This is a genomic window from Streptomyces sp. SCSIO ZS0520, from assembly GCF_025643355.1.
GTDB lineage: Bacteria > Actinomycetota > Actinomycetes > Streptomycetales > Streptomycetaceae > Streptomyces > Streptomyces physcomitrii.
In genome coordinates this window covers 5,254,106-5,275,239 of sequence record NZ_CP092644.1, presented here as the reverse complement: position 1 = coordinate 5,275,239, position 21,134 = coordinate 5,254,106, and the positions used below count along the sequence as shown (strand labels likewise).

The 21,134-nt window shown below is 73.5% G+C and carries 19 protein-coding genes and 1 pseudogene; 9 read left to right on the top strand and 11 right to left on the bottom strand.

Annotated features, from left to right (window positions below; translation table 11 throughout):
• Window positions 1-143: 143 nt before the first annotated feature.
• Entirely contained in the window at window positions 144-479 is a 336-nt protein-coding gene (locus tag MID12_RS20940) for a nuclear transport factor 2 family protein (protein ID WP_040252948.1), read from the top strand.
• A gap of 63 nt (window positions 480-542) precedes the next feature.
• Here the strand turns inward: MID12_RS20940 and MID12_RS20935 are convergent, their stop codons facing one another.
• Window positions 543-2,018 carry a metallophosphoesterase gene (locus tag MID12_RS20935; RefSeq protein ID WP_263169834.1) on the bottom strand — a complete coding sequence of 492 codons (1,476 nt, stop codon included), beginning with the start codon at window positions 2,016-2,018 and terminating at the stop codon, window positions 543-545.
• 124 nt (window positions 2,019-2,142) lie between these two features.
• Window positions 2,143-2,382, bottom strand: coding sequence for an SCO4848 family membrane protein (locus tag MID12_RS20930; RefSeq protein WP_040252944.1), 240 nt, complete (start codon window positions 2,380-2,382; stop codon window positions 2,143-2,145).
• 163 nt (window positions 2,383-2,545) lie between these two features.
• Here MID12_RS20930 and MID12_RS20925 point away from each other — a divergent pair, with 163 nt between their 5' ends.
• Window positions 2,546-3,793: a D-alanyl-D-alanine carboxypeptidase family protein gene (locus tag MID12_RS20925; protein WP_040252942.1), complete on the top strand. Its 1,248-nt coding sequence runs from the start codon at window positions 2,546-2,548 to the stop codon at window positions 3,791-3,793.
• A gap of 172 nt (window positions 3,794-3,965) precedes the next feature.
• Here the strand turns inward: MID12_RS20925 and MID12_RS20920 are convergent.
• A pseudogene (locus MID12_RS20920) lies at window positions 3,966-4,919 on the bottom strand (YihY/virulence factor BrkB family protein); the annotation flags it as partial.
• A gap of 207 nt (window positions 4,920-5,126) precedes the next feature.
• On the opposite strand from MID12_RS20920, the gene MID12_RS20915 reads away from it, so the two are divergent.
• Window positions 5,127-6,524, top strand: coding sequence for an FAD-binding oxidoreductase (locus MID12_RS20915; protein WP_263169830.1), 1,398 nt, complete (start codon window positions 5,127-5,129; stop codon window positions 6,522-6,524).
• A 69-nt stretch (window positions 6,525-6,593) separates the two neighbouring features.
• Window positions 6,594-7,349 (top strand): decaprenylphospho-beta-D-erythro-pentofuranosid-2-ulose 2-reductase, encoded by a 756-nt coding sequence (locus MID12_RS20910; protein ID WP_168536102.1) that lies wholly within the window; start codon window positions 6,594-6,596, stop codon window positions 7,347-7,349.
• A 48-nt stretch (window positions 7,350-7,397) separates the two neighbouring features.
• Here the strand turns inward: MID12_RS20910 and MID12_RS20905 are convergent, their stop codons facing one another.
• The 3 genes from MID12_RS20905 to trpS all read right to left on the bottom strand — a co-directional run bounded on the left by MID12_RS20905 (window position 7,398) and on the right by trpS (window position 10,501).
• Window positions 7,398-8,600, bottom strand: coding sequence for a hypothetical protein (locus MID12_RS20905; protein ID WP_263169827.1), 1,203 nt, complete (start codon window positions 8,598-8,600; stop codon window positions 7,398-7,400).
• A gap of 70 nt (window positions 8,601-8,670) precedes the next feature.
• Window positions 8,671-9,252: a 2'-5' RNA ligase family protein gene (locus tag MID12_RS20900; protein ID WP_040252932.1), complete on the bottom strand. Its 582-nt coding sequence runs from the start codon at window positions 9,250-9,252 to the stop codon at window positions 8,671-8,673.
• 235 nt (window positions 9,253-9,487) lie between these two features.
• Window positions 9,488-10,501 carry a tryptophan--tRNA ligase gene (gene trpS, locus MID12_RS20895; RefSeq protein WP_040252930.1) on the bottom strand — a complete coding sequence of 338 codons (1,014 nt, stop codon included), beginning with the start codon at window positions 10,499-10,501 and terminating at the stop codon, window positions 9,488-9,490.
• Between the two features lie 194 nt (window positions 10,502-10,695).
• Between trpS and rocD the strand changes: the two genes are divergently transcribed.
• Window positions 10,696-11,925 (top strand): ornithine--oxo-acid transaminase, encoded by a 1,230-nt coding sequence (rocD, locus tag MID12_RS20890; protein WP_052482503.1) that lies wholly within the window; start codon window positions 10,696-10,698, stop codon window positions 11,923-11,925.
• Between the two features lie 106 nt (window positions 11,926-12,031).
• On the opposite strand, the gene MID12_RS20885 is transcribed toward rocD, so the two are convergent.
• Window positions 12,032-13,426: a PLP-dependent aminotransferase family protein gene (locus MID12_RS20885; protein WP_040252927.1), complete on the bottom strand. Its 1,395-nt coding sequence runs from the start codon at window positions 13,424-13,426 to the stop codon at window positions 12,032-12,034.
• 47 nt (window positions 13,427-13,473) lie between these two features.
• Here MID12_RS20885 and MID12_RS20880 point away from each other — a divergent pair, with 47 nt between their 5' ends.
• Together MID12_RS20880 and MID12_RS20875 are read left to right on the top strand one after the other, a co-directional pair.
• Window positions 13,474-14,016: a carboxymuconolactone decarboxylase family protein gene (locus MID12_RS20880; RefSeq protein WP_263169817.1), complete on the top strand. Its 543-nt coding sequence runs from the start codon at window positions 13,474-13,476 to the stop codon at window positions 14,014-14,016.
• Window positions 14,017-14,199: 183 nt separating this feature from the next.
• Complete coding sequence (locus tag MID12_RS20875; RefSeq protein WP_263169816.1) at window positions 14,200-15,411, top strand: glycosyltransferase; 1,212 nt, start codon at window positions 14,200-14,202, stop codon at window positions 15,409-15,411.
• Window positions 15,412-15,456: 45 nt separating this feature from the next.
• Here the strand turns inward: MID12_RS20875 and MID12_RS20870 are convergent, their stop codons facing one another.
• The 4 genes from MID12_RS20870 to MID12_RS20855 form a co-directional block, all read right to left on the bottom strand.
• Complete coding sequence (locus MID12_RS20870; RefSeq protein WP_263169813.1) at window positions 15,457-16,398, bottom strand: formylglycine-generating enzyme family protein; 942 nt, start codon at window positions 16,396-16,398, stop codon at window positions 15,457-15,459.
• 94 nt (window positions 16,399-16,492) lie between these two features.
• A complete protein-coding gene (locus tag MID12_RS20865) occupies window positions 16,493-17,944 on the bottom strand; it encodes a sulfatase (protein ID WP_263169811.1) in 1,452 nt (483 codons plus the stop codon).
• A gap of 344 nt (window positions 17,945-18,288) precedes the next feature.
• On the bottom strand, window positions 18,289-18,594 hold the full coding sequence (locus MID12_RS20860; RefSeq protein WP_263169808.1) for a DUF397 domain-containing protein: 306 nt from the start codon (window positions 18,592-18,594) through the stop codon (window positions 18,289-18,291).
• The gene (locus MID12_RS20855) at window positions 18,591-19,412 is read right to left on the bottom strand and encodes a helix-turn-helix domain-containing protein (protein WP_263169804.1); all 822 of its coding nucleotides are present in this window, start codon (window positions 19,410-19,412) and stop codon (window positions 18,591-18,593) included. Before MID12_RS20855 ends, MID12_RS20860 begins: the two co-directional genes overlap by 4 nt.
• A 143-nt stretch (window positions 19,413-19,555) precedes the next feature.
• Here MID12_RS20855 and MID12_RS20850 point away from each other — a divergent pair, with 143 nt between their 5' ends.
• Window positions 19,556-20,014, top strand: a complete 459-nt coding sequence (locus MID12_RS20850; RefSeq protein WP_078845135.1) for an ATP-binding protein — start codon at window positions 19,556-19,558, stop codon at window positions 20,012-20,014.
• 166 nt (window positions 20,015-20,180) lie between these two features.
• Entirely contained in the window at window positions 20,181-21,122 is a 942-nt protein-coding gene (gene bla, locus MID12_RS20845; protein ID WP_263169800.1) for a class A beta-lactamase, read from the top strand.
• The last annotated feature ends 12 nt before the right edge of the window (window positions 21,123-21,134 follow it).

The following is a 21,134-nucleotide window of genomic DNA, read 5'->3' as shown; positions in this document are numbered from 1 at the left end:
GGACGCGCGCCCGAGGGAGTTCCGTACGAGCGGGTGCCGTGCGCGGCGGCGAGGCTGCGGGAGCCGGGGGCCCGGGCCGCCGATAATGCCGGGCGGCGGCCCGGACCCGGCCCGGGGGCCGCCCCGTACGGAAGGAGAGCGGCATGTCGCACACCGAGGTGGTCCGCGCGGTCCTGGAGAGCTATCTCGCCCAGGACCGCGCACGCGCCGAGCAACTCATCGCCCCCGACTACGTGTTCACCAGCCCGCAGGACGACCACATCGACCGGGCGGCCTTCTTCGACCGCTGCTTCCCGACCGCCGACCGGTTCCGCTCCCAGCACATCCTCCGGCTGGTCCCGGCCTCCGAGGACGAGGTCTTCCTGCTGTACGAGTACGAGCTGACCACCGGCGCCCGGCACCGCAATGTCGAGCTGAGCCGGGTGCGGGACGGCATGCTCACGCGGACCGAGGTGTTCTTCGGCGGACGGGTGGGGTGAGCCGGGTCGGTCGGGTGTGCCGGGCAGGTGGGGTGGGCCGGGTGGACCGGTACCGGCGGGCCGTCACGCCTGGCGGGAGGCCAGCTCCACCACGGTGATGTCCGAGGGGGCGCCGACGCGCGTCGGCGGGCCCCAGGCTCCGGCGCCCCGGGAGACGTAGAGCTGGGTGTCGCCGTACTCCTCCAGACCGGCGAGGGTGGGGTTGGCGAGCCCGGCGACGAGGTTGCCGGGGAAGAGCTGGCCGCCGTGGGTGTGGCCGGAGAGCTGGAGGTCGACGCCGTGGCGGACCGCGTCGTGGATCACCACCGGCTGGTGGGCGAGGAGGACGGCGGCGCGGGAGCGGTCCCGGTCGCCGAGCGCCTTGGTGAAGTCGGGGCCCTGGCCCTCGCTCTCGCCCTGGACGTCGTTGACCCCGGCCAGGTCGAAGGCGCCGATCTCGACCCGGGCGTTCTCCAGGGGGTGCAGGCCCAGTTCGCGTACCTCGCGGACCCACTGCTCGGCGCCGGAGAAGTACTCGTGGTTGCCGGTCACGAAGAAGGAGCCGTGGCGCGCCCGCAGCTTCCGCAGCGGGGCCGCCGCCGGGCCGAGGTCCTTCACGCTGCCGTCGACCAGGTCGCCGACCACCGCGATCAGGTCCGGCTGGGTGGAGTTGATGGTCTCCACCACCTTCTCGGCGAAGCCGCGGCCGAGGATCGGGCCCAGGTGGATGTCGCTGACCACCGCGATCCGGAAACCGTGCGCCGCCCGCGGCAGCTTCGCGAGGGGCACGGTCACCCGCTTCACCTTCGGCCCGCTCAGCACGCCGTACGTCCCGACCCCGACCGTCGCGGCGGCCGCGGCGGCGGCTGCCCCGCCGACGACTCGGGAGACGAAGAGGCGACGGGTGGGGGTGGGAGTGGGAGGGGAGGTGGTGGGTGCGGGGGCCGGGTCCGAGGACTGTCGGTCCTCGGATTCGGGGTCCTGGGAATCGCGATCGTGGCCCGAACGGTCCTGGGAGTCACGGTCCTGGCTCGACCGGTCCCGGGAATCGCGATCCTGGCTCGACCGGTCCCGGGAGTCGCGATCCTGGGATTCCGGATCCGAGGATGCCCGGTCCTGGGATCCCGGGTCCGCGGACTCGTGATCCGCGGACTCCTGATCCGCGGACCGACGCTCCTCGGACCCCTGATCCAGGGACCCCCGATCCGGAGACCTCTGATCCAGGGACCCCCGGCCCCGAACCCCCCACCGCCCCCGCATCAGCAGCGGCCGCACCAACTCCCCCGCCAAGAGCGCGAGCAGCAGATACAGCGACAGCGCCAGCCACAGGAACCCCGGCCAAGCCAGCACCCGCTGGAGCCAGAACGGGGCCCCGGCGCGTTCGGTGGCGAGGGCGGCGAACAGGCAGAGCGGGCCCGCCACGATCAGCACCGTGCCCGCGCGGCGGACCGGGCCCGGGCCGCGGGTGGTGTCGCGGAACAGGCGGCGCCAGACGTACCAGTGCAGGGCGGCGAAGGCCGCGAGTACGGCGAGGAGGATCAGGACGAAGACGACCACCACGGTGCGTCGGCCTTCCGGTGCGTCGGTTGCTGAGGGGTCCGGCTGCTCCGCGGGGTCTCCGGTGCCTCTCGGCCGCGGTGCGGGGAGGGGTGGCGTCCGCGGAGGTGCCGGGCGGGCGAGCCGGTCATGCCGTCCGTCGCAGGGCGCGCAGTCCGCGCAACCCGATGGCCCCGACAACCGTCCCCAGAACAAAGGAGACGACGGCGAGCGTCAGGTGCACCCAGAAGTACGCGGTGGGGTCGCCGTCGTCGAAAGCGAGCCCGCTGCCGTCCTTGACGAGATTCTTGACGAAAGTGATCCAGATGACCCAGCTCCACACCCCGAAGGCGAGCAGGAACCAGGAGACGGGTCGGCTGAGCTTCATGCGCCCAGTATCGCTTTCGGCCCGGCCGGGCCCGGCGGCGGGTCCGCGCCCCGGGCGCGAGGCGGCCGCGCCCGGCACCGGCCGGGGCGCCGGCGGCCGGAAGTCGACCGAAGGGCGGACCTCGCCGGGCGCGTCGCGCCGGGGGCCCTGTACGTTCTCGACCGTGCCTGTCTCGAAAAAGACCGCCTTCCTGGTCGCTTCCGCCTCCTTGCTCTGCCTGTCGCTCACCGCGCCCGCCGTGGCCGACGACAAGCCCAAGGACCCCTCCCCCCGTCCCACGGCGCCGATGTCCAAGCTCGGCGGCGAGCTGCTCGGCAAGCCGGGCACCCAGGTGCGCCTCGCGGGCGGGGCCCCGGTGCTGCCGAAGAAGCTGACCGGGCGCTCCTGGCTGGTCGCGGACGCCGAGTCGGGCGAGGTGCTCGCCGCGCACAACGCGCACTGGCGGCTGCCGCCTGCGAGCACCCTGAAGATGCTCTTCGCGGACACCGTGCTGCCGAAGTTCCCGAAGACCACGACCCACAAGGTCGCGGCGGCGGACCTCGCGGGCATGGGCGCCGGGTCGAGCCTGGTCGGCGTGAAGGAGGACCAGACGTACAGCGTGCACGACCTGTGGCTCGGGGTCTTCCTGCGCTCCGGGAACGACGCGGTGCATGTGCTCTCCGCGATGAACGGCGGCAAGAAGCAGACGGTCCGGGACATGCAGGAGCACGCCGAGGAGCTCCAGGCCCTGGACACCCATGTGGTCAGCCCGGACGGCTACGACGAGCCGGGCCAGGTCTCCTCCGCGTACGACCTCACCCTCTTCGCGCGTTCGGGGCTGCAGAAGAAGGACTTCCGGGAGTACGCGGCGACGGCGCGGGCGAAGTTCCCCGGGGAGGCGAAGAAGGGCAAGAAGCGCCCGACCTTCGAGATACAGAACACCAACCGCCTGCTGACCGGCGACTACGACCTGGACGCCTACCGCGGGATCGCGGGCGTGAAGAACGGCAACACCACCAACGCGGGCGCGACCTTCACCGGGGTCGCCGAGCGCGACGGCCGGGTGCTCCTCGTCACCGTGATGAACCCCTCCGCCAAGGAGCACGACGCGGTCTACAAGGAGACCGCCAAGCTCCTGGACTGGGGTTTCGCCGCCTCCGGCAAGACCGAGCCGGTGGGCAATCTGGTGCGCCCGAAGAGCGAGTCCGGCGACCAGGGCGCCGCGGGCGGCAGCGGCGGCAAGGAGGGCGGCGACTCGGCCTCGGGCGGCGGGAACGGCGAGGTGCAGAAGGCGGACTCGGCCTCCTCCGGCGGGGTCGGCACCGCGCTCGGCATCGCCGGGGGTGTCCTGATCCTCCTCGCCGCGGCCGCCTTCCTGGTCAACCGCCGCTGGCCGCTCCCCGACCTGGTCCGCCGCCGTCCTCGTCCCTGACCGCGGCGCCGTCCGGGCCCCCGGCACCCGCGCCCCCGGCCCCCGCGTCACGGGCCTCGCCCGCGGCCGGACCGCCGCCGGTGGCCGAACTGCCGCCGCCACCGCCGCCGTACGCCTCACCGGGTGCGGCGGCGGTGCCGGTACCGGAGGTGCCGGTCTCGGTGCCGGTACCGGAGGTGCCGGTCTCGGTGCCGGTGACCGCGGTGGCGCCCTGAGGCGCGCCCTCCTCGGGTCCCGCCACCGGCCCGGGCTCGTCCCACTTCACGCTGTCCGCCTCGGCCTCCGGGGAGGTGGCCGTCCAGGCGGCGCAGAAGAGCAGCAGCTTGGCGGTGAAGTTGATCCACAGCAGCAGGGCGACCGGGACGCCGAAGGTGCCGTACATGCTCTTGCCCGCGACGCCGCTGATGTAGCCGCCGAGCAGCAGCTTGAGCAGTTCGAAGCCGAGGGCGCCGATGAGGGCGGCGACGACCAGCGGGCGGCGGTGCGGTTCGGCGCCGGGCAGCAGGGTCAGTACGTAGAGCAGGATCAGGAAGTCGGCGAGCACGGCGACCGCGAAGGCGGCGAGCTGGAGCAGCACCCCGCCGAACCCGCCCTCCTCGATGCCGAGTTGGCGGCTGGTCCAGCCGACGGTGGTCGAGGCGAGGGTGGAGACGACCAGGGAGCCGAGGCCCGCGCCGCCGAGCCCGGCGAGGATGCCCGCGTCCTTGGCCTTGCGCAGGACGGGGTTCTCCTCGGGCTCCGGCAGCTCCCAGACCGCGCGCAGGCACTCCCGCATCGAGCCGACCCAGCCGATGCCGGTGAAGAGCAGCAGGGCGCCCGCGATCAGGCCGACGGTTCCGGCGTTGTCGACCAGGGCGCTGATGTCGAGTTCGTCGGAGATGCCGGGGACCTGTTCGGCCAGCTTGTCCTGGAGGTCCTGGCGGCGGCTGTCGCTGAGGGTGGCGGCGGCGACCGCGGCGCCCAGGGTGAGCAGCGGGAAGAGCGCCAGGAAGCTGATGAAGGTCATCGCCGCGGCGAGTTGGGACCACTTCACCTCGTCGAGGCGCTCGTAGGCGCGCCAGGGATGCGTCCGCATCAGGCGGGCGAACCCCGGCCCCACCACGGGTAGGTTTTTCAGCCAGTCCATGATCTGCGTCTGCCCCCGTCACGTGGTCTCTACCGTTTGCGGAGCCGAATTCCCCGGCGGAAACTGTTCCCTCTGCCGCCCGTTGCCGGAGCCCGGCGGGCTAGCCCGGTTCACGGCAGACGGAACTTCTCACTCGTATCGCCTATTTCACAGCATCTCGGTTGCGGCTTTGACAATAGTCCGCAATCCCGGCGATACCGTCCCTGCATGGCCCCTGAGTCCGCTGCACCCGCCCGCCCCGCCGCCTCGGCCCCCGCCGACTGGCCGGTCCCGGTCACCGGCTGGGGCCGCACCTCCGCCAGCTCCGCCCGTTTGGTGCGCCCGCGTTCGTACGAGGACGCGGCCGAGGCGGTACGGGGCTGGGCGCTGCCCGGTGCGCGCGGCGGCATCCCGCGCGGGCTCGGCCGGGCGCACGGGGACGCGGCGCAGAGCGCGGGCGGCGCCGTGCTCGACATGACCGCGCTGAACCGCGTCCATGTCATCGACGTGGCCACCGGCACCCTGCTCACCGACGCGGGCGTCAGCCTCGCCCGGCTCGCCGAAGTGCTGCTGCCGCACGGCTGGTTCCTGCCGGTGAGCCCGGGCAGCGGGCAGGTGACGGTGGGCGGGGCGATCGGCGCGGACGTCCACGGGCTCGGCCACCGCACGGCCGGTTCCTTCGCCCGGCACCTGCTCTCCCTCGAACTCCTCACCGCGGACGGCGAGGTGCGCACCGTCCCGCGCGGCACCCCCCTCTTCGACGCCACCACCGGCGGACTCGGCCTGACCGGGGCGGTGCTCACCGCCACCCTGCGCCTGCTGCGGGTGGAGACCTCCCTGCTGACGGTGGAGACCGAACGCGCCCCGGATCTCGACGACTTGCTGCACCGAATGAGCACCTCCGCACCGCCCCGCCGGTACGAGGCCGCCTGGATCGACCTGCTCGCCCGCGGCCGCTCCACCGGGCGCGCCGCGCTGCTCCGCGCCGACCACCTGCCCGCCCGGGAGCTGCCCTCCCGGGCCCGGCGCGCCGCGGCGGCCCTCGGCCCCGGTCAAGGCCCGTATCCGCCGCGGCAGTTGGCGCCGGGCCCGCTCGGGCTGCGGGCGACCGGCGCCTGGCAGGGCCTGCGGCTGCGGGCCCTGCCCCGCGCCGGTACCCGCCGGCTGTGCGAACTGGACGCCTTCTTCCACCCCCGCGACACACCCCCGCACGGGCCCCACCACCGCGGGGGCCTGATCCGCTACGAGTGCCTCCTGCCGTACGAGGCGCAGCGGACCCTGGAGCGACTGGTGCGGAGGCTGGCCCGGCGCGGCTGCCCGGCACCGCTCGCCCTGCTCCGCCGCTTCGGCGAGGGCGACCCGGGCTGGCTGTCCTTCGCGGCGCCCGGCTGGTCGCTCTGCCTGGACCTGCCCGCGCGGCTGCCGGGGCTCGCCGCCTTCCTGGACCGGCTGGACGAGGAGGTCGCGGCGGCGGGCGGCCGGGTCCGGCTCGCCGAGGACGCCCGGCTGCGGCCCGATCTGCTGGCCGCGATGTACCCGCGCCTGACCGAGTTCCGCGAGCTGCGCCGCACCCTCGACCCGCGCGGCCTCTTCGCCTCCGACCTCTCCCGGCGCTTGGACCTGTAGGCGCTGCCGCCGCCTTCCCGGCTGCCTGGCAGCCCGCCCGAACCGCCCACCCCCGCACAGGAGTTGCCCATGAAGGACGCCTTCGGAGCCCCGCAGTCCCTGCTCGTCCTCGGCGCCACCTCCGAGATCGCGCTCGCCACCGCCCGGCGCCTGGTGGCCCGCCGCACCCGTACCGTCTGGCTGGCCGGGCGGCCCTCCCCGGAGCGGGAGTCGGCCGCCGGATGGCTGCGCGCGCTCGGCGCCGCCGTGCACACCGTGGACTTCGACGCGCTGGACACCGCCGCCCACGAGGAGTGCCTCGGCAAGGTCTTCGCCGAGGGCGACATCGACATGGTGCTGCTCGCCTTCGGTGTCCTCGGCGACCAGGCGCACGACGAGAGCGACCCGGGCGCGGCGGTCCGGGTGGCCCAGACCAACTACACCGGCGCCGTCTCCGCGGGACTGATCTGCGCCCAGGCGCTCCAGGAGCAGGGCCAGGGCTCCCTGGTGGTGCTCTCCTCGGTCGCCGCGGAGCGCGCCCGCCGCACCGATTTCATCTACGGCTCCAGCAAGGCCGGTCTCGACACCTTCGCCCAGGGCCTCGGCGACGCCCTGCACGGCACCGGGGTGCACGTGATGGTGGTCCGCCCGGGCTTCGTCCGCTCCCGGATGACCGAGGGCCGCGAGGAGCAGCCGCTGGCCGCCACCCCGGAGGAGGTCGCCGTCGCCATCGAGTCGGGCCTGCGCCGCCGGGCCCAGACGGTGTGGGTGCCGGGTGCGCTGCGGGTGGTGATGTCGGCGGTGCGGCACCTGCCGCGGGGGGTGTTCCGGCGGCTGCCGATGTGAGAGGCGTGCCGCGCCGACCGGCCCCCGATCCCCCCGTTCCCCCGCCCCTCACCGCTCCACCCGCACCACCACCGCCTTGCTCATCGGATTGCCGCTCTGGTTGACCTGGACGTGCCCCGCGCCCAGGACCTCCCCGCTGCCGGGGACCGGCGCCACCTGCTCCAGCCACAGCGACTGCTGGGACTGGGGGGTGACCCCGCCGGTGCTGGGCAGTCGGGGGCGAGTGAGGCGGGTGCAGCCCCCGGCGGTGGTGACATAGCGGTTGCCGTCCAGGAAGAGGCCGCGGTCGGCGTCGCGGGCGAGAGGGGCGCGGCCCTGGCAGTCCGCGGGCCAGGCGGGTTCCTGGTGCCAGCGGTGGCCGTCCCAGCGCAGCCGGATGGTCTCCTCCTCGGGCTCCTCGCCGCCCTCGCCGTGGTTGAAGGAGTGGCCGCCGAAGGCGAGGACCCGGTCCGGGGCGAGGGCGAGGACGGACCCGAGCGCGGCGCCGGGCTCGGGGGGTACCGGGTCGGGGAATCGGTAGCGCGGGGTCGCGACGGACGTCCAGGAGCCGCCGTCCCAGTGGGCGGCCGCGGGCTGGCTGGTCTCCTGGCCCGCGCCGCCGATGCCGGGGCCGGAGGTGCGGTGCCCCACCGCCCAGACGTCCTCGCCGGAGGTGCCGTCGATCGCGCTCGCCGGATGGGGCAGCCGGGTGCGCGACCAGCGGCCGCCGTCCCAGTGCCAGGCCTCCTGCTCGCCACCGAGCACCCAGACGTCCTCGGGGCCGAGCACGGCGGTGTCGGTGACGATGCCCCGGGGCCCGGCGGGCAGGGCGTGCCAGGTGCGGCCGTCCCAGCGCGCGAAGCGGGTCTCGTTGCCCGCGGCGGAGACGCCCCACAGCCAGAGCCCGCCGGTGCCGAGCGAGAGCAGCCGGGCGTCCCAGACGTGGTCGCCGAGCACCGCGGGCATCGGGGAGCGGCGCCACCGGTCGCCGTCGTGGTGCAGCAGGTAGGTGTGGGCGCGTACGGGCGTGCCGGTGTGCTGTTCGCTGCCGGTGGCCCAGATGTCGTCGGCGGCGCGCACCGCGAGGCCGTGCAGCTCCCCGGGAGCGTCCACGATCTTCTCGTACGTCCAGCTCAGCCGGGGTGCGGAGGCCTCGGCGGTGGGGGTCGGCGGGGGCGTACCGGAGTCCTCGTCCCCGGCGCCCTCCGGCTGCCCTGCGCATCCGGCGGCGAGGCAGGCGGTCAGGGCCAGGGCCGCGACGGCCTTGCGCATGGCGGGTCCCCCTCGGTGCTGCGGTGGACGGGCAGCGTACCCGCCCGGCAGCGCCGCCTCCGGGGCCGGGTCAGCGGCGGCTCGGGGTGCCCTGGCTGGCCGGGTGGGTGGCCTGCGGCGGCACCGTGAGCGGGCCGAAGGGGAAGTCGCGCAGGCGGCGCCAGACGGCGTCGGCGCCCTGTTCGTAGAGCGCGAAGCCGTGGCAGGTCCAGGCGGCCTCGTACTCGGCCAGCTCCGCGTAGGCGCGGTCCATGGCGGCCTCGTCGATGCCGTGCGCCACGGTGACATGCGGGTGGTACGGGAACTGCAGCTCGCGGGCGACCGGGCCCTCGGGGTCGCGCAGCTCCTGCTGGAGCCAGGTGCAGGCGGAGCCGCCCTCGGCGACCCGGACGTAGACCACCGGGGAGAGCGGGCGGAAGGTGCCGGTGCCGGCCAGGCGCATCGGGAAGGCCCGGCCCTGCGCGGCGACCTCGGCGAGGTGCTTCTCGATCGCCGGGACCGCGGCGGCGTCCACCTCGGTCGGCGGGATGAGCGTGACGTGGGTGGGAATGCCGTGTGCCGCGCGGTCGCCGAAGCCCGCACGCCGCTCCTGGAGCAGGCTGCCGTGAGGCTCCGGGACCGCGATCGAGACGCCGATCGTTACGGTCCCCACGTCGTCTCCCGTCGGGTAGGTGGGATGGGGTGGCTGGGAAGAGCTCTTGTGTTGTCGCGCCGTGGTCCTGCCCGGCGTCTCGCACCGGTCCTGCCGGTCCGCGCCCCCGCACGGCGGCGGTGGCCCGGCCCTCCTGCGCGGTGGCCGCCCGGCCTGGGCCGGGGGCCGCCACCTGTCGCTTGTGTCGCCTTTCGTGGCGCCTGGGGCGGCCCTACGACTGTACGACGCTTTTGGGTCAGTGCTTAGCGGGAAGCAGGCCGACCTTCTCGTAGGCCTGGGCGAGGGTCTCGGCGGCGACGGCCCGCGCCTTCTCGGCACCCTTGGCGAGCAGGGAGTCGAGGGTCTCCGGGTCGTCCATGTACTGCTGGGTGCGCTCCCGGAAGGGTGTGACGAATTCGACCATCACCTCGGCCAGGTCCGTCTTCAGCGCACCGTAGCCCTTGCCCTCGTACTTCTGCTCCAGTTCCGGGATTCCGGCACCCGTGAGGGTGGCGTAGATGGTGAGGAGGTTGCTGACCCCGGGCTTCTTCTCGGCGTCGTAGCGGATCACGGTGTCGGTGTCGGTGACCGCGCTCTTGACCTTCTTCGCGGTGGTCTTCGGCTCGTCGAGGAGGTTGATGAGCCCCTTCGGCGTGGACGCCGACTTGCTCATCTTGATCGCCGGGTCCTGGAGGTCGTAGATCTTCGCCGTCTCCTTGAGGATGTACGGCGCGGGCAGCGTGAAGGTCTGCCCGAAGCGGCCGTTGAAGCGCTCGGCGAGGTCGCGGGTCAGCTCGATGTGCTGGCGCTGGTCCTCGCCGACCGGCACCTGGTCGGCCTGGTAGAGCAGGATGTCGGCGACCTGGAGGATCGGGTACGTGAACAGGCCGACGGTGGCCCGCTCGGCGCCCTGCTTGGCCGCCTTGTCCTTGAACTGCGTCATCCGGGAGGCCTCACCGAAGCCGGTCAGGCAGTTCATGATCCAGCCGAGCTGCGCGTGCTCGGGCACATGGCTCTGCACGAAGAGGGTGCAGCGCTCCGGGTCGACCCCGGCGGCGAGCAGCTGGGCGGCGGCGAAGCGGGTGTTCGCCTTCAGCTCGGCCGGGTCCTGCGGCACCGTGATCGCGTGCAGGTCGACGACCATGTAGAAGGCGTCGTGGCTCTCCTGGAGCGCCACCCACTGGCGCACCGCGCCGAGGTAGTTGCCGAGGTGGAACGAGCCCGAGGTGGGCTGGATCCCGGAGAGCACGCGGGGCTTGTTCGAGGCCATGGGCCCATTCTCTCAGGTGTCCGCGACAGCTTGGGAACGGATCACCGACAGTTCGGAACGAGTCCTTCCGGACACCGGCGCGGCGGCCGGGCTCGCCGGAGCCCGGTTCCTTCGCGCGGCCGGGGCACAACGGTACAAAGTGGGTGACGAGCCGTCCGGAATCCCTCCGGTGGCATCCGCGCACGGAGGCCTTGATGAGCAGTGCCGCATCCGCCGAGCCCTCCCCCGCCGCGGGCTTCCTCGCCCTGGCCGAGACCTACGGGGCGCACAACTACGACCCGCTGCCGGTGGTGGCCTCCTGGGCCGAGGGCGCCTGGCTGACCGACATCGGGGGCCGCCGCTACCTCGACCTGCTCTCCGCCTACTCGGCGCTCAACTTCGGCCACTGCCACCCCCGTCTGGTGGCCGCGGCCCGCGCCCAGCTGGACCGGCTCACCCTCACCTCGCGCGCCGTCCACCACGAGCTGTTCGGCGAATTCTGCGCCCGCCTCGCCGAGTTGTGCGGCATGGAGATGGTGCTGCCGGTGAACACCGGCGCGGAGGCGGTGGAGAGCGCGGTGAAGACGGCCCGGGCCTGGGGCTACCGGGTCAAGGGCGTACCGGCGGGCATGGCCAAGATCGTGGTGGCGGGCGGCAACTTCCACGGCCGGACCACCACCGTCATCAGCTTCTCCACCGACCGCGAGGCCCGCGAGGACTTCGGCCCGTACACGCCCGGCTTCGAGATCGTCCCGTACGGGGACCTCACCGCCCTGCGCGGCGCCCTCAGCGCGAACACGGTCGCGGTGCTCCTGGAACCGGTCCAGGGCGAGGCCGGTGTGGTGCTGCCGCCCGAGGGCTACTTCGCGGGGGTGCGGGAGGCCACCCGGGAGGCGGGGGTGCTGCTGATCGCGGACGAGATCCAGTCCGGGCTGGGCCGCACCGGGCGGACCTTCGCCTGCGAGCACGAGGGCGTGGTCCCCGACATGTACCTGCTCGGCAAGGCGCTGGGCGGCGGTCTGCTGCCGGTCTCCGCGGTGGTCTCCTCCGGGGAGGTGCTCGGCGTGCTGCGGCCCGGCGAGCACGGTTCGACCTTCGGCGGGAACCCGCTGGCCTGCGCGGTCGCCCTGGAGGTCATCGCGATGCTGCGCACCGGCGAGTACCAGGAGCGCGCCGCGGCCCTCGGCACCCGGCTCGCCGAGCTGCTGCGACCCCTCGGCGCCTCGGACGCCGTGGACGCGGTACGGGTGCGCGGGCTCTGGGCGGGCCTGGACATCGACCCGGCGTACGGCACCGCCCGCAAGGTGAGTGAACAGCTCATGGCCCGCGGGGTGCTGGCCAAGGACACCCACGGGATCACGCTGCGGATCGCGCCCCCGCTGGTCGTCGAGGAGGCGGACCTGGAGTGGGGGGTCTCCCAACTGGCGGCGGTACTGGGGCTCTGAGGACCGGGGAATCCGAGGACCCGGAGGCGCTGAGGACCCGAGGGCTCTGAGGCGCGGAGGCTCTGAGGCCGTGGGGGCTCCGAGGCGCGGGCCGCGCGGGCGCCGCTCACCCCAGCGCCCGGCACAGCGCCTGGAGCGCCCCCTGCCAGGCGTGGTCCGGTGGGGTGCCGTACCCGACGACGAGGGCGTCCGGGGTCTCGCCGGTGGCCGCCGGGTGGCGGTAGGCGCGCAGGCCGGAGACGGCGAGGCCGTGCCAGGCGGCGGAGCGGAGCACCGACTGCTCGGTGCCCGGCGGGAGTTCGAGCACCGCGTGCAGTCCGGCGGCGATACCGCGGGGCCGCACCCGGGGCGCGTGCGCGGCGAGGGCGGCGACGAGCTGGTCGCGGCGGCGCCGGTAGCGCAGCCGCATCGCGCGCACCTGGCGGTCGTAGGCGCCGGAGTCGAGGAACTCCGCCAGGGTGAGCTGGTCCGGTGTCCCGCAGGCCCAGTCGCGGGTGCCCCGGGCGGCGGCGACCGCGTCGGCGAGCGGGCGGGGCAGCACCATCCAGCCGAGCCGGAGCCCGGGGGCGAGGGATTTGCTGACGGTGCCGAGGTAGACGACGCGTTCGGGGTCGAGGCCCTGGAGGGCGCCGACGGGCTGGCGGTCGTAGCGGAACTCCCCGTCGTAGTCGTCCTCCAGGATCAACCCGCCGGTGCGGCGGGCCCAGTCGAGGACGGCGGCCCGGCGGTCGGGGCTGAGCGGGTCGCCCATCGGGAACTGGTGGGCGGTGGTCAGCAGGGCCGCGCCCGGGTTCCCGTCGTCGAGCGGGCCGGGGTCGGTGCCGAGCCGGTCGAAGGGGAGCGGGCGGGTGGCCAGTCCGCCGCGTTCCAGGATCCGCCGGTGGTCGGCGACACCGTAGGACTCGGTCGCCACCTCGCGTACGCCGCGGGCCCGCAGCACCTCGTCGAGGAGGACCAGGGCGTGCGCGAACCCGGCGCAGACGACGAGGCGTTCGGGGTCGGCGTGCACCCCGCGCGCCCGGGGCAGATAGGCGGCGAGCGCGGCGCGCAGCTCGGGCCTGCCGCGCGGGTCGGAGTAGCCGAAGGCCTCGTTGGGGGCGTGGGTGAGGGCCTTGCGGGCGGCCTTCAGCCAGGCGGTGCGCGGGAAGGCGGCCAGGTCGGGGAAGCCGGGGCGCAGGTCGTGCACGGGCCCGGCCGGGGCGGTGGGCAGCGCGGGCGCGGCCTCGGGCCTCGGCACCGCGCGGGCGGCGACCCGGGTGCCGGAGCCCTGGCGGGCGGTGAGCCAGCCCTCGGCGACCAGGTCGGCGTAGGCCTCGGCGACGGTGTTGCGGGCGATGCCCAGGTCGGCGGCGAGGCCGCGGGAGGAGGGCAGCCGGGTGCCGGGGGCGAGCCGGCCGCCGCGTACCGCCTCGCGCAGGGCGTGGGTGAGCCCGGCGCGCAGGCCCGGTCCGGAGGGTTCCAGATGCAGGTCAACGCCGAGAGTGGCCCAGGATTTAGCCATGGAAGTGGACCATACCGCCGGGTCACCGACGATTTAGCGTAAAGGGCATGACCACCGAGAACGACACCGCGAAGACCCCCGCCCGTACCGCCCGCAAGACCACCGACGCCCGCTTCTCCGCCGAGCAGCCGACCCGACTGGACTGGACGAAGCTGCGGCCCGACGTCTACAAGGCCCTGGCCACCCTGGAGCAGGTCTCCCGGGTCGGCCTGGAGCCGGACCTGCTGCACCTGGTGCGGCTGCGCGCCTCCCAGCTGAACCACTGCGCCTTCTGCGTCGACATGCACACCAAGGACGCGCTGGCCACCGGCGAGACCGTGCAGCGCCTCATGCACCTCGGCACGCTGGAGGAGTCCCCGCACTTCTACACCGAACGCGAGCTGGCGGCCCTGGAGTTGACCGAGGCGGTGACCGTGCTCACCGACGGCTTCGTCCCGGACGAGGTCTGGGGGCGGGCCGCCGCGCACTTCGACGAGGAGGAGCTGACCGGGCTGCTCGCCGCGATCGTGGCGATCAACGCCTGGAACCGCTACGGCGTCGCGACCCGCATGCGCGCGGGCGACTACCAGGCGGGCGACATCCACCACTGAGGGCGCGGCGGCCCGGGCGCAGAGAGGCACGGACACACAAGACGCCCGGACACACGAGAGGCGAGGAGTCGGTCCTCCTCGCCACTCTCAAGGTATAGCGCACAGGGGGGCTTGCGGCAAGGCCCCCCTTGTCCCGCAGAATCAGCGGCTCAAAGCCATGACCTGCGGAAATGGGAGTGCTAAGTGCGTGTGCTGTTGACGTCGTGGGGGTCGCGCGGGGATGTCGAACCGCTGGCCGGGCTGGCCGTCGCCCTGCGGGAGCTGGGCGCCGAGGCGCGGGTGGCGGCGCCGCCGGACGAGGAGTTCCGGGTGCTCCTGGAGCGGGCCGGGGTGCCGCTGGTGCCGCTCGGACCGACGGTGGCCTCGGTGGTCGCGCGGCCCAAGCCGCCGACGCCCGAGGACGCCTTCCGGCTTGCGCCCGAGCTGGTCGACGCCCGGGTCGCGACGCTGCTCCCGGCCGCCGAGGGCTGCGACGCGATCGTGGCGACCGGGCTGATGCCCGCCGGGGTCCGGGAGGTGGCCGAGAAGCTGGGCATCCGCTACGAGCTGGCCTGCTTCCAGGTCATGGGCCTGCCCTCCCGGCACCACCCGCCGGGCGCCCGCCCCGGCAAGCAGTCCCCCGCGGACGAGACCGACAACCGGGTGCTCTGGCGCCAGGACGCGGAGCGCGTCGACGCCCTGTACGGCGCGGCCGTGGCCCGCCACCGCGAGGAGCTGGGCCTGCCGCCGGTGGACAACGTCCGCGACCACGTCCTCGGCGACCGCCCGCTGCTCGCCGCCGATCCGGTGCTCTGCCCCCTGGGGGACCTGCCCGACGTCGACGTGGCGCAGACCGGCGCCTGGATCCTGCCGGACGAGCGCCCGCTGCCGGACGGCCTCGAAGAGTTCCTGGACGCGGGCGAGCCGCCGGTCTACGTGGGCTTCGGCTCCATGGCCGCGTACGCCCCGAAGGACATCGCCCGGGTGGCCACCGAGGCGAGCCGGGCGCTGGGCCGCCGGGTGCTGCTCGCCCGCGGCTGGGCGGGCCTGTCCGCGATCGACGGGGCGAAGGACTGCTTCGTGGTCGGCGATGTCAACCAGCAGGCGCTCTTCCCCCGGGTGGCCGCGATCGTGCACCACGGCGGCGCGGGCACCACGACGGCGGCGAGCCGCTCCGGTACGCCCCAGGTGGTGGTCCCCCGGATCGCCGACCAGCCGTACTGGGCGAAGCGGGTCACCACGCTGGGCATCGGCACCGCCCACCACGACCCGGAGCCGACCGCCGACTCGCTCTCCGCCGCGCTCACCGGGGCCCTCGACCCCGCGGTCCGGGACCGCGCGCGGAGCGTCGCCGGGACGATCAGCGGCGAGGGCGCGAGGGTGGCCGCCAAGCTGCTGCTCGACGCGGCGGGCTAGCCGAAAGGCCCGACTGCCCACCGGTGGCGGGCGGTTGGGAGCCCGCTACCCGGCCGCCACCCGGAAGCCCACATTGCCCGAGGAGCTGTCCGGGGTGTTGGAGCTGCGGGCGGCGACCCGGTAGCGGTTGCAGTACGAGTCGTGGCAGAGGTACGAACCGCCGCGCATCACCCGGGAGTTGTCCTCGGTGAACCAGTCGGCGCACCACTCCCAGACATTGCCGACGGTGTTGTAGAGGCCGAAGCCGTTGGGCCGGTACGACTTCACCGGTGCCGTGCCCGCGTACCCGTCCTCGGCGGTGTTGCGGGTGGGGAAGGTGCCCTGCCAGATGTTGCACATGTGCCGTCCGCGCGGGGTGAGTTCGTCGCCCCAGGGGTAGCGGCGCTGCTCCAGGCCGCCCCGGGCCGCGTACTCCCACTCGGTCTCGGTGGGCAGCCGGGTGCCGGACCAGGCGCAGTAGGCCTGGGCGTCGTGCCAGGTGACATGGGTGACGGGGTGGTTCTGCCGGTCGGTGACCGTGGAGCCCGGGCCCTCGGGGCTGCGCCAGTACGCCCCGTGCACGCCCCGCCACCAGGGCACGCCCTCGACCGCTCCGGCGCGGGCGGCCTCGGCGGGGGACAGGAAGCTGTGGAAGACGAAGGAGAAGCCGAAGGTCTCGGCCTCGGTGGTGTAGCCGGTCTCCTTCACGAAGGTGGCGAACTGCGCGTTGGTCACCGTCGTGGGCGCGATCCGGAAGCCGGTGACCTCCGCCTCCCGCACCGGCCCCTCCCCGTCGGCGGGGAAGCCGTCCGGGTCGTCGGTGCCCATCAGGAAGCGGCCGCCGGGCAGCGGCAGCAGGCCCCGGGCGACCCGGGCGGCGGAGGCGGAGCGGGAGGGCGGCGGGGTCAGCGTCACCGGGACGGGCCCGCCGCCCGCACCCTGGGCGTGCTCATGAGGACCGTGCCCGTGACCGCCCTCGTGGCCGGGCGTGCAGCAGGAGGCGGACATACGGACTCCGTGGTTCGTGTCGGCGGTGCTCAGGGGCCAGATGCTCGGGTACGGGCGGCGGGCGTGCTCCCGCGCGCACAACCGGCGCGCGCGCTCAGCTCACGCGGTCGGCCGCGAGCTGCCGGGCCAGCTCCGGGATGCCGAGCCGCTGCTCCTCCCCGGGGGTCGCCCCGTGCAGCCGGTTCGTCAGCTGATGAGGGTCGCCCTTCAGATCGTAGTACTCGCGGAAGGTCACCTGCCCGGTGCCCGAGACCACCCCGTCCGGGCCGGTGGTGAGGTCGTAGTACTCCGTGTACTGCTTGTCCTTCGCCACATACGAGGACCAGGTCGGCGGGCCGCCCGCCGCCTCGCCCTGCTTCCACCACTCGACGAGCAGGTGGTCCCGGCTCTCGGCGGAGAGCAGAGAGTGCCCGTCGTGATGGGCGGCCGGGGCGATCCCGGCGGCCTCGAAGAGCGTCGGCGCGATGTCGATGTTGGCGACGATCCGGTCGTCGGCCTGCCCCTTGCCGAGCCCCGCCGCGGGCCAGGACAGGTAGAAGGGCACCTCGTGCGCCTGGCGGTAGGGCACCGACTTCTTCGTCCAGCCGTGGTCGCCCCAGCTGAAGCCGTTGTCGCCGATGTAGAGGACCAGGGTGTTCTCCAGCTGCCCCAGCTCCGCCAGCTTGTCCCGGAAGGCGCCGACCGCGTCGTCCACCGAGCGCAGGGTGCGCAGCTGCTCCGCCCTGATCCTGCGGCCCTCGGCCAGGGTGCCGGTGGCGTCCTTGATGTACGGGGGCTTGTCGGCGCGGTCCGGTTCGGGGACCGAGGGGCGCCCGCCCCAGTCGGGCACCGGCGTACCCGCGTACTTGGGCTCCGGCGTGCGCGGCCCGTGCGAGGCGTACGGGGTGACGTACGCGAACCAGGGCCGCTTGTCCTGCTTCGCCTTGTCGAGGAACTTCAGGGTGCGGTTCTTCACGACGGTGGTCGTATAGCCGTCGAGGCGCTGCACGGTGCCGTCGATGTTCCACTGCGCGTCCACATAGCCGGGCTGGAGCAGCGCGAACTCCTCGAAGTGCGGCGGCGCGTCCGCGAGGGCCCAGGAGTTGAGGTACTTGCCGAACAACCCGGTGCGGTAGCCCGCCTGTTGCAGGTGCCGCTGCACGGTCGCCGACTGGTCCAGCTGGTGCGAGGCCTTGTTGTTGCGGACGCCGTGCCCGTGCGCGAACCGCCCGCTGAAGACCGAGGACCGCGAGGGCGAGCAGAGCGGGGTGGTCACATGGCCGTGGGTGAACTTCACCCCCTGATCGGCCAGCCAGCCCGTGGTCCTGGGCTGCGCCCACTCGGTGTGCTTGGGCTGGTCGTCGGTGACGATCAGCAGGATGTTGGGCCGGGCGGCCGCCGGGCCGTTCGCCGCCGCGTACGCCTGCGCGGCGATCGCGGGTACGGCGGCACCGGCGGCGACGGCCGCCGAACCGGCGAGGAAACCGCGCCGGCTGACGCGTGCTCGCGGCTCCTCGGCACTCGGGGGCGGGACGGGGGCGCTCGGGCGGGGGTCTTGGGCGCTCATGAGGGCGTCTTTCCTCCTGCTTCCTGCGGGACAGGCCGGGAAATCAGGCAGCGAACCAGACGGGTACGGGGCCGGGTTGTACCTCTGCGGAACAGCGCGCGGCCGATCGCGGCCCGACGCGCGGGGTAGAGAGAAGAGGCGGGAGGAAGGGACCGGAGAAGCCGGTCACACACCCGGACACAGCACGCGCGCCACCGGCCCCTGAGCGGGCCGGCGACGCGCGGCGAGAACGCTTGCTGCTGCCATGCCCAAGACCCTAGGCATGGCAGTACGCGGTGATCCATGTACGCCGTGTGAAATGTACGGCGCGGTCAACTCCCCTGCGGAGGAGGCGAGTTGTTCCGTCAGCCGGCGACGGCGAAGGAGAGGAAGGCGATCCAGGCAGCGGCCGGTACGGCGAACTGCGGGCTGGACTCGCCGAGTTTGGAGTCACGGAGGTGGATCGTCTGGGGGCAGGCGGCTACCTCTACGCAGGCGCCGCCCTGGTCGTCGCTGTGGCTGGACTTGTGCCAGTCCAGGGCTACTTCAAGGCAGTCGCCGCCCTGGTTGTCGCTGTAGCTGGACTTGTGCCAGTCCAGAGCTACTTCAAGGCAGTTCCCGCCCTGGTTATCGCTGTAGCTGGACTTGAACCAGTGCAGCCGACTGTTCATAGCGACTCCGCCACCTCTCTGATAAACGCGGCCGACTCCTCAACTCCCAGAGCCTGCATGCGGATCATCCCATAGGCCTGAGTGAGGGCGCTCACCCTGTTTGCGTCAGCGTGCAACGCACTCGTCTCCGGGCCCTCCACGTAGGCGAAGTGCTCGTGTTCAGATGTCTCCAGGAGCACAAACGGTCCATTGAGTTCTTGGCCGTTTCCACGCCCGAACGGCAGCACTTGAATCATGACATTACGCAATTCACCCGCCTTGAGCAGGTTGTGCAGCTGCCCCTTCATCACCTCCGGCCCACCGATTCTCGTACGCAACGCGGCCTCATGGATGACGAAGACGAAGGAGGTCTTGGGACGCCGTTCCAGAGCCTCACTTCGCTCCAGCCTGCCTCGAACTCGCTCCTCGATGGTGTCGTCATCAAGAGGCGGGCAGCTTTCGCTGATGAGCGCGGTCGCGTAGGGGCGGCTCTGCAAGAGACCAGGGATGAGCCCGAACGCGTAGACGTTCAGGACGATGGCCTCCTTCTCCAAAGCCATGAACTCCTGTGACCGCGCCGGGTACGGCTCCGGCTTCAGATACTCGTACGCCGCGATGAGCTTGCCCTGCGCCCCGCACAACGCGTCGCACGTGCGCAGGAGATGGAGCGTCGGCCGTCGCCGTCCGTACTCCATGGACTTCACGTACTCGTAGTTGTAGACAGCCTCGTCGGCGAGGGTCTGGCGGGAGACGCCCGCGGTCTCGCGCCACAGCTTGATCTGGTTTCCGCAGTACCGCCAAGCGGCGGGCGTCTGTGCTGCTGTCGGTTCCTGCGCCATGGGGACCCCTCCGAACGCTGAGCGCATGTCCTCGGCAGGTACCCGTACGCTCCGTACCCGCCTCGCTACTCGCGACATTAGGGCGCGCTGGCCAGTCTGAACCGGGTAACCGACAAAACCCCACCCGCAAGGATCACTTGGCCATGCCGACCCCCTCACCACAACGCCCGCCCGGCACCTCCGCACTCCCCCGTGACCGGCTCCCCCTGGACGTGGCCTGGATGCTGCCGCGCCATCCGCGCAGTGTCGGACGGGCGCGGCGGCGGCTGCGGGAGCAACTGGACGCCTGGAAGGTGCCCGAGGCGCTGACCGAGACGGCGGCCCTGCTGCTCAGCGAGTTGATGACCAACGCCTACCAGCACGCCAGGGCCACCCCGGGCCGGGAGATCCTGACCCGCTGCGAACTGTCGGCGGAGCGGCTGCGGATCGAGGTCTCCGACGCGGGCGACACACTGCCCGAACCGCGCACCGTCACCGTCGAGGAGGAGTCGGGGCGCGGGCTCGCCCTGGTGGCCGCGCTCTCCGACAACTGGGGTGCCCAGCTGCGCAGTTGCGGCATCGGCAAGACGGTGTGGTGCGAGTGGGCGTTACCGCGGGAGTAGGCGGCGCCCACCGGGGGGCGGCTCCGTACCGGTGCGTGATCCGGAAGCGGCGGAACCGGAGCGGCCCGCACGGGTGTCTCAGGCCGGGAACAGCTGTCGCGGCCGGTCGGACGGACCTCTCCGGACCGTCCCGCCCGGCCGCCACCGACCAGAGGAGCGCACCACCTTGGCACCCTCCACGAACCCCCGCGGCCTCTCCCCCAGTCGCCGCACCCTGCTCGGCCTCGGCGCGGGCACGGCGCTGGCCGCCGCGGTCTCCCTCGCCTCGGCGGGCTCCGCCGCGGCGGGCACCGCGGGCGTACCGGGCGGCGGACTCTCCCGCGAACTGCGGGCGCTGGAAGGCCGGTTCGGCGCCCGGCTCGGGGTGTTCGCGCGGAACGCGGTCACCGGCGCGAGCGTGCGGTACCGCGCCGGGGAGACCTTCCCGATCTGCTCCGCCTTCAAGACCCTCGCCGCGGCGGCGGTGCTGCGCGACCTCGACCAGAACGGCGAGTTCCTCGCGAAGACGATCCGCTACACCGCGAAGGAGGTCGAGGACTCGGGGTACGGGCCGATCACCGGTGAGCCGGAGAACCTCGCCCACGGGATGAGCGTCGAGGCGCTGTGCGCGGCGGCCGTCTCGTACAGCGACAACGCGGCGGCCAATCTGCTGCTGCGCGAACTCGGCGGCCCGCGCGCCGTCACCCGCTTCTGCCGCTCGCTCGGCGACCCGATCACCCGGCTGGACCGCTGGGAGCCCGAGCTGAACTCGGCGGAGCCCTGGCGCACCACCGACCTGACCACTCCGGCCGAAGTCGGCCTGGACTACGGCCGGTTGGTGCTGGGCAAGGCGCTGCCGCGCGGCGACCGGGAACTGCTCACCGGCTGGCTGCGCGGCAACACCACCGGCGACGCGCGGCTGCGCGCGGGACTGCCCGAGGACTGGACGGTCGCCGACAAGACCGGCACCGGCGAGTACGGCACCACCAACGACGTCGGTATCGCCTGGACCGGGGACGGCACCCCGCTGATCCTCTCCCTCCTCGCCACCCAGCCGGACCCGGAGGCCCCGGCGGTGGACGCGCTCATCGCGGAGACCGCCCGGCTCCTGGTCCCCGCGCTGGTCTGAGCCCCGGCCCGC